General features: G+C 52.8%; 7 protein-coding genes. 4 read left to right on the top strand and 3 right to left on the bottom strand.

Going from position 1 to position 7,491, the window contains the following annotated elements; genetic code table 11:
* On the top strand, positions 1-256 hold a 256-nt coding region (locus tag O6944_04410), incomplete at its 5' end, for a glycosyltransferase family 1 protein (GenBank protein MCZ6718381.1).
* 8 nt (positions 257-264) lie between these two features.
* Entirely contained in the window at positions 265-1,677 is a 1,413-nt protein-coding gene (locus O6944_04415; protein ID MCZ6718382.1) for a hypothetical protein, read from the top strand.
* 21 nt (positions 1,678-1,698) lie between these two features.
* Here the strand turns inward: O6944_04415 and O6944_04420 are convergent, their stop codons facing one another.
* The 3 genes from O6944_04420 to O6944_04430 form a co-directional block, all read right to left on the bottom strand.
* Entirely contained in the window at positions 1,699-2,835 is a 1,137-nt protein-coding gene (locus O6944_04420; protein ID MCZ6718383.1) for a glycosyltransferase family 4 protein, read from the bottom strand.
* A gap of 139 nt (positions 2,836-2,974) precedes the next feature.
* On the bottom strand, positions 2,975-4,345 hold the full coding sequence (locus tag O6944_04425) for a hypothetical protein (protein ID MCZ6718384.1): 1,371 nt from the start codon (positions 4,343-4,345) through the stop codon (positions 2,975-2,977).
* Positions 4,346-4,467: 122 nt separating this feature from the next.
* Complete coding sequence (locus O6944_04430) at positions 4,468-5,154, bottom strand: class I SAM-dependent methyltransferase (GenBank protein MCZ6718385.1); 687 nt, start codon at positions 5,152-5,154, stop codon at positions 4,468-4,470.
* A gap of 534 nt (positions 5,155-5,688) precedes the next feature.
* Between O6944_04430 and O6944_04435 the strand changes: the two genes are divergently transcribed.
* Positions 5,689-6,414: a class I SAM-dependent methyltransferase gene (locus O6944_04435; GenBank protein ID MCZ6718386.1), complete on the top strand. Its 726-nt coding sequence runs from the start codon at positions 5,689-5,691 to the stop codon at positions 6,412-6,414.
* Between the two features lie 234 nt (positions 6,415-6,648).
* On the top strand, positions 6,649-7,491 hold an 843-nt coding region (locus tag O6944_04440), incomplete at its 3' end, for a glycosyltransferase family 2 protein (GenBank protein ID MCZ6718387.1).

Here is a 7,491-nt window from a genome sequence, read left to right on the forward strand (position 1 = left end):
CGGATTGCCTGTATTGGTAACAGAAAACTGTGGTTTCGCGTTTCACGTAGAAAATGCGCGTGCAGGAATCGTGTGCCCGACGCCGTTTCATCAAGCTACCCTGAACAAGATGCTCGCCGACATGTTGAAATCTGACAGGCGGCTCGACTGGGGCAGGAATGGTCAGAAGTATTGCGAAACTTCGGATCTGTACAGTCTTGTCGAGAAGGCAGCAGACATCGTTGTCACACGCGCCGCCCGCAATCGCAGCCGCTGACCACCGCTATGAGACAATTTAGCATCCCGTTTGTGCTCAATCTCGATGATACGTCTGATGATAACGCCGAGCCGCTGTCGTGCACCAAGTTAGTACGGTCAGTACCGGGAAAACGATTGGTATGTGTGGGTGCGTGGCGCGGTGAAGACGTATTCGTGAAAATCTTCTTGCCTATGCAAGGTGCTCGGCGACGATGGCAACGTGAGGAGCGCGCCATCCAGACGTTGTTGTCAAAGGATATCCTTACGCCACCACTACTGTACTCCGGTTATCTACAAGACCCAGGTGTGTACGTGCTTGTGTCGCGAACCATCGCTGGCGCCCGCGATGCCTTGCAGGCATGGCGCGATGCCGACGACGATGTCAAGCGTCTGGCATTATTGCGACAGTTAGTTTACGCGATAGCCCAGCATCACCATGCCGGTCTGGTGCAAAGAGATCTGCACTTGCGCAACTTTCTCGTGCAGGACAGTCGAATCTACACCATTGATGCCTCACGCATCCGTATTAGCGGATCGCCAGTAGCCAAACATGGTTCGATTGAGAATCTGGGATTGCTGTTGGCACAGCTTTATCCCGAGTTCGATCGATTTGTAACTGATGTCTATCCAGATTACGCGCAGATGCGTGGTTGGGATGTCAAACATACGGACCTGGCGACACTAAAACCAACAATAGACAGAAGCAGAATAATAAGAACGAGGAAATACTTGCGACGGATTCGCAAAGAGCGCGTGTTTCCGTCCTATAGAAACAATAAACAATTTGTGCGCTACGATAAGAGCTATGACTCGGAAGAACTCAAAGCGATACTGAGAGATCCCGATGCCGTCCTCGAAAGCGGGGTGTATCTGAAGCAAGGTAATACCTCTACAGTGGGTATAGCAACTATTGGTAGTCGGCGATTCGTGATAAAGCGATATAACATAAAGAGCCTTCGGCATGGGTTGAGTAGAGCACTTAGGAAAACACGGGCATCACTCTGTTGGCGCAATGCGCTTATTTTACGTTTCCATGGCATAGATACCGCACCGCCGGTAGCAGTTATCGAGCAGCGTGTCGGACCTGTACGGCGAACATCTTACTTTGTCAGTGAATATATCGACGGGTCTAATGCCAAAGATTTCTTTCTTTCGCAAGCAGTATCGCCAGAAAAAAAATCCATGACCGCCAGCAAGATTTCGATATTGTTAGATAACCTGGCCAGCCTGAGGATACGGCATGGCGACTTGAAGGCCACCAACTTCATAATTTGTGGTGATCGGCCGTACTTAATGGATTTGGATGGTATGCGGCAATACAAGCTGGGTTCTCGGTTCAAGCCATTACGGCGACAAGACCGGACCCGCTTTATGCGAAACTGGGATGATCACCCGTCACTACGCACATTGTTTGAAGAGGCAGAACAAGGAGCTGGCTAAGCGCCAGGTGTGGCTACCAGATCATTCGCTACGCATCAATTGTTCATACATCGCTATCACCGCTTTGCTCTGATCCTTAAGCCGGAAATGATCCAGTGCATATCGGCGTGCACCCTCACCGAGTCGTTTTCTAAGATTTGCATCGTTGGCGAGCCACACCATTGCCCCAGCTAGTTGCTCTGGGGTATCGTCGATGATAAGGCCGGTGTCTTCGTGCGCCACGAGTTCCGGCAACATGCCGCGTCGTGCTGCGATCACCGGTTTACCCATAGCCATCGCCTCGCGTGCGGCGCGACAGGTGCCATCGGTGCCCGGCATAAGGAATATCTTGAAGTCCAGGTTGTTCAAATAGGCAACATAGTCGTCGTTGGTGCGATAACCAGGGAGCAGCACGCAATCGTTCAAACCCATATCTTTTACCGGTTGTCTGACCATGGTATCGAAATGTGTTCCCTTGCCGACGATGAGCAAGCGAAGTTTAGGCGCACGCTCTACCGCGAGCTTCATCGCTGCTAGCAGTACCTCCCAACGACGGTGGCGTTGTGCCCGAGCAATTATGCCCACCAATACGTGATCGGAAGATAGCGATAGTTGTGGGCGTATATCCGGGTAGTCGCGCGAAGGGTCAAAGCGCTCCAAGTCCAACGCCGGGTTTATCAGGAAGATGCGGTCCTTGGGTAGACCGAAGTACTGCTGGTCTTGATCGGCGGCCAGCCGACTAAAACCGACGTAGGCATCGGTATAACGACGAAAAACGAGACGTTGTAGCCATGAATGCTCTAGTGCAACCCCTGTGTGATTAGTGCGCACGACCTTGACATGACGGCGGCAGCGATGGGCGGCATACGCGCCGATACCATGATCACGTGGTCTGTGCGTATGCACGATATCGATCGCGTGGTCCTCAAGGTAAGTTGACATTCGACCAATGTCGCGCATGCCATTCAAAGAAATAAGCTTGGTGAGGCGAAAATCCAAAATCGGCTCAAGGCCACGTTCCGCTGCTTTATCACCGACTGAACGTGGCCGTGGCTTTGGCGTGCGACAACAGGCCAAACGCACGTCAACGCCGTCGTCACGTAAGGCGCACGCGAGATTAACGACCGGCTCAGAGGGTCCTGTCCATTTGTAGTTGGAGTACAGATGGAGCACGCGCATAGCGTTACCCATCCACAGATAACGTTAATGGCATGGCGTGACCAGGTCGCGGGTCTTGTCGCGATTTCGTTTCAGCAAAGGGTAAGTGTAGCGGGTTCAACGTGGGCGTATGTAGCACACCGAACAACAGATGGTCAAATCACCGTTTTCGCAATTGCAATTCTCTCATGAGTCGAACAACCGTGTTTGTCACTCGTTGAGATGGCGTGCGGACTTTCGTTGATCGGAAGCGAAAGCACTGCACGTTGAGTAGGAAGGCGCGTACACTGCCACTACTAGTAGGTTCAACCACAATCCCCTCGGCATCAAGCGTATCGCCCACATCGCCATAGCCAAACAAGCGTTCAAAAAGTGCGCGTAATGCACCCCCGGTGGCATCATTGGGCTGCGCATCGGTAAGTAACGATGCCTTACCATTTCGTCGTAACAACATGAATGCCTTTGAATCATGGCAAACCGCGCCAAGCGGGACCGGGCAAAGGCCACGCAATGCTAATGCATTGGCGGCACCCCACGCGCGACCTAGTTGCTTTAAGCTAGTTTGTATAAGCGGTGTGATCCAGATGCTATCGCTCGAGGCTACACGCACACCCTCGCCGACATCTTGGTTCGCCAGCGCATGTTCGAGCGTGGCATCGGTGACATCGATCCGTGCATATCCTGTGCATCGATTACCGGCTATAGACCGAAAGCGACCGCCGCCTCGCCGTGCGCTGGCATGCATTCGACGGCAATCACGCCGTGCCAAGTGCGGTGCCAGCGCGCTAATCCTCTGCCACCAATACCTTGTCTTATTGCGATCGCCAGCCGCATAGTGGAGAAGGAAACGCATTCTATCGGTGGTACTTGTCCGCGCCATTCCACGATCTAGCTTCGCGATCATCCAACGTCGCGCCCGATCTGACGCGCGACTACGCATAACAGCACGTTCGAAATCGATTGCGAACAGTTCCATGGGGTCACTGCGGCGAACTAAAAAGTTGTTGGGGGCGAAATCATCCTGGAACAGGCCAGTGTCGTGCATGCGACGAACATAGGATCCGAGTTCTCGTGCAAGCGCATGTTTCTCAGCCATCGTCAGTTCGCCGCTCAACCACAGCTGCAGTAGGTCGACGACGTCATCTAAAATCGGCACCAATAGGAAACACGCAACCAGACGTCCATCCTCGTGCTGATCGCCGGCCGCTAACGGCAGTGGTGTGGCAAGCCCGCGCTGTGCCAGTTGTTCGGCCACGGTCATTTCGTGGCGTGTCTTGGAGATACGTCGGCGCCCAAGGATGTGACGGTCTAGAGGATATCGGTTGACCTTTAATAGGTAGTCCGGTGTGTCACCATCGGTCAACGTGAGTCTGTAGAGTTCCTTTCGACGACCAACCTTGATGTTAGGCGTTTCACCGCTTGCCAGGGAGTCGAGCGCGCGCCGCAACAGTGGTCGAACCGTATCTACGTTGCTGCCATGTCGTAACCGCCAGCGGACCGGACCCTCTTGTATTTCCAAACGTTTGGTCATGGTTACCAGCGAATGCTTATTATGGAACTGAAACGGAGCGGACTCACCTGTTGTCTCCCGGCATTAACAACAAAATTACAGGCTAGGTTTTGGACTCCGAAGCTTGAAACAGTGTCTGTGAATCACGCGTCCCGAACCTTCTTCCTGCTCCCGATTCCATGTTTCGGTTGGATTCCGCCAAGGGGCGGGAAATTGAACTCCCTGTGCAGGAAAATTGACGTTGTCCATGTATGCCTGCCAATAGGCCCAAAGCCTGAGAAATCGACTTCTATATAAGTAGGGTTACGCAGGAGCTTCGCAGAGTTTGGGAAAAAATCGGCATTGTCGAGAATTAACATGCCTCCCGGCTTTGCCTTACCCAGCGCTTCCTTGGCGCACCTTAAACGGTCATACTCGCCATCAATAATAATTACGTCGAAAGATTCGTCAAGTTTGCCGATCGCTTTGATGAAAGCGTCTTCCTCGCTTTCCACTATAATCTCCACATTAGGCGGTGCTATTGCGGCGATCTTATTTGCCCAGTCTTGACTGCTCTCCACACTTGTCACCTTCTCTGAGACTGAGGCCCAGAAGAGTGTTGAATTGCCACAGCCGTACTCGAATACGCGTTTTCCCGTAAAATCAAGTTGTCGCAGGTACTCTAAGGAGGGGTAGGTATACCATGGTATGGGATTGCCTTCGTTATCAATACAACTTCGTGTCTTTGCAGTATGATACAGGCCATACTCAAAATTTAGAATTCGAGACGACTGAAGAAGAGTGCGAAAATGGTGTGGAAAAAGATAACGCTTAATAATATTCGTTGTCAAAGGCCCTCTCCTTAAGCAGATTCCAACTAATGACGATTGATGCCGCATACTGGAAAAGAGACAGTCATACTACATCCGTAGGTGCATTTCTATTATCTGCGTTTCGAACGAGAAAGAAAATCTGCCATCCATGATCCCGCACTTGCTTAAATGAACATCTAAAATCTTCCGGTATGAGAAAGGAGGAGAAAAGTGGCCCCCTGATTTCGGACAGGTGGGATAAGTGTGTTGTCTGCGCTAGAGTCGTTCGAGGAGGACGAGCAGATGAGACCCAAACGACGTAACCACGCACCAGCCTTCAAGGCTAAAGTGGCACTGGCAGCTCTGAAGAACGGAGCCACCCTAAACATACCATCCCCGTAAAACAGACGTCCGTACACTAGACGCGAAGGTGAACCACAAGGCCCGAAGCGTGAGCCCCTCCTTCCAAAGTATGGCGGAAAGCCGAGCGAGGAGTTGGATGCTGAGCAGAAGTAGCCGGCATTGCACGGCAATGCGGCGGTAGCGCGGAACCGAACGTTAGGGAAAGATCGTATGCTCAAGAAGATCGAGAAAGTTGCCAAGCGCGTCCTCTCGCCGTTGCGGCCGCCGAGGAAACGGGTGCGTCAGGCCGATATCAAGGCGACGAGGAAGATCTACCGGGAATTCTTCTGGACCGCGTTCAAGGCATTGGACTACAACGTTATTGACGGAGACTACGTTGAGTTCGGCTGTTACGGTGGGATGACGTTTCGCCTGGCGTTCGACGAGATTCGTCGGCGGAAGATACAGCGTCACTTATGGGCATTCGACTCGTTCGAGGGCTTGCCGAAGGCATCCAGTGCGCTGGACGATCATCCGCATTGGAAGAAGGGCGCCATGGCAATGGGGCTTGATGCTTTCCACCGGATCTGCCGGTCGCACGGTATCCCCAAAGACGGCTACACGGCGGTGCAGGGATTTTATGAGGAGACGCTCTCGCGTTTGCCCTCTGATGCACCGCCGACGAATATTGCTCTAGCGTATGTCGACTGCGACATGTACTCGAGCACCAAGACCGTGTTGGAGTTCCTCACGCCGCGACTAAAACACGGAATGATCCTGGCCTTTGATGACTACTTCTGCTGGTCGTCGAACCAGATCTCCGGTGAAAGACGGGCACTGCTGGAGGCAGTTGCCAGCCTTAAAAAGTGGAACTTCGTGCGATACAAAGACTGCAGCTGGGCTGGCATTTCCTTCGTCGTGGAACGTACGGAGTCGGCAGCGTGGCGGGAATTGTAGTGCAGCAGGCGGTGGCCCCGCGGCTGAGCCAGATTTTCAGTGGCCGGGCCCGTATCGCGAGCCGGGCCGGGGTTCTCGCTCACAGCAACGGTTGCGAATCTTCGGTTGGGAAGAATGCCATCATCGAGTAGGATGACAGCATGCGCACGGGGGCATGAAGCGACGGCGGAAACCCTTGGCCTGCAGCCCCACGGACGCTTTGAACATGATTTATCGGTCTGTAACGGCTGAACGATGAGATATTCCGTAGTCATTCCGACACACAATTACGCCCATTTGTTACCCTTCGCCCTGGAATCGGCGCTGGCCCAAGAGGGTGATGATTATGAGATCATCGTCATTGACGACGGATCAACAGACAATACCCAAGCAGTCGTGGCCAGATATACGGCGACAGACAAACCGGTACGCTACACTCGCCAAGAAAACGCCGGACCGGCAGCGGCCCGCAATAGGGGACAGTGCGAGGCCAGAGGTGATTACGTCCTTTTCCTCGACGCCGATGACCGCCTGTTGCCCGGTGCGCTGAAATGCTTCGACCAGGCTATCAGTCAACACCCCGTGGAGTTTATCTGTGGCGGTCACATTTCAGTCAAACCTGACGGCAAAACAAAGGTTCACAACAGGGAGCCGTTTTCCGAATGCCAGGAGGATAACTTCATTGGCTTCCTCCGTAAGCGCTTCGGCAGCATCGTCCACGGTGCGGTCATCATCAAGCGAGAGGTATTCCAAGATCTCGAATATCCGGATACGTTATCCAACAATGAAGACTTGGTGCTGTTTGCCCAAATACTTGCGCGACATAAGGCCGCATCTTTTCCCGAGCCTGTAGTCGAGATCTTCTCTCATACCGACAGTCTGCGACATGATGTCGGGCGCCGCATGCAGACTGCAGACAAGGTTGTGGATCTTCTATTTGATCCAGTGAAAATACCACAACCGCTGATACTCTACCGAAGAGAATTCGCGTCACGGCACAGATTGTCCCTCTTCCGTTCCTTTTACCTTGCTGGCAAATATCCACAGGCCAGACGAATGTACCACCAAGCGATTAAGATTTTTCCGCCGAATCTATTT

This window comes from Gammaproteobacteria bacterium (assembly GCA_027296625.1).
GTDB lineage: Bacteria > Pseudomonadota > Gammaproteobacteria > JAKEHO01 > JAKEHO01 > JAKEHO01.

Excerpts from the sequence above, each read along its gene's own strand:
- O6944_04415 (MCZ6718382.1), top strand. The coding sequence starts at position 265 with ATGAGACAATTTAGCATCCCGTTTGTGCTCAATCTCGATGATACGTCT.
- O6944_04420 (MCZ6718383.1), bottom strand. The coding sequence starts at position 2,835 with ATGCGCGTGCTCCATCTGTACTCCAACTACAAATGGACAGGACCCTCT.
- O6944_04425 (MCZ6718384.1), bottom strand. The coding sequence starts at position 4,345 with ATGACCAAACGTTTGGAAATACAAGAGGGTCCGGTCCGCTGGCGGTTA.
- O6944_04435 (MCZ6718386.1), top strand. The coding sequence starts at position 5,689 with ATGCTCAAGAAGATCGAGAAAGTTGCCAAGCGCGTCCTCTCGCCGTTG.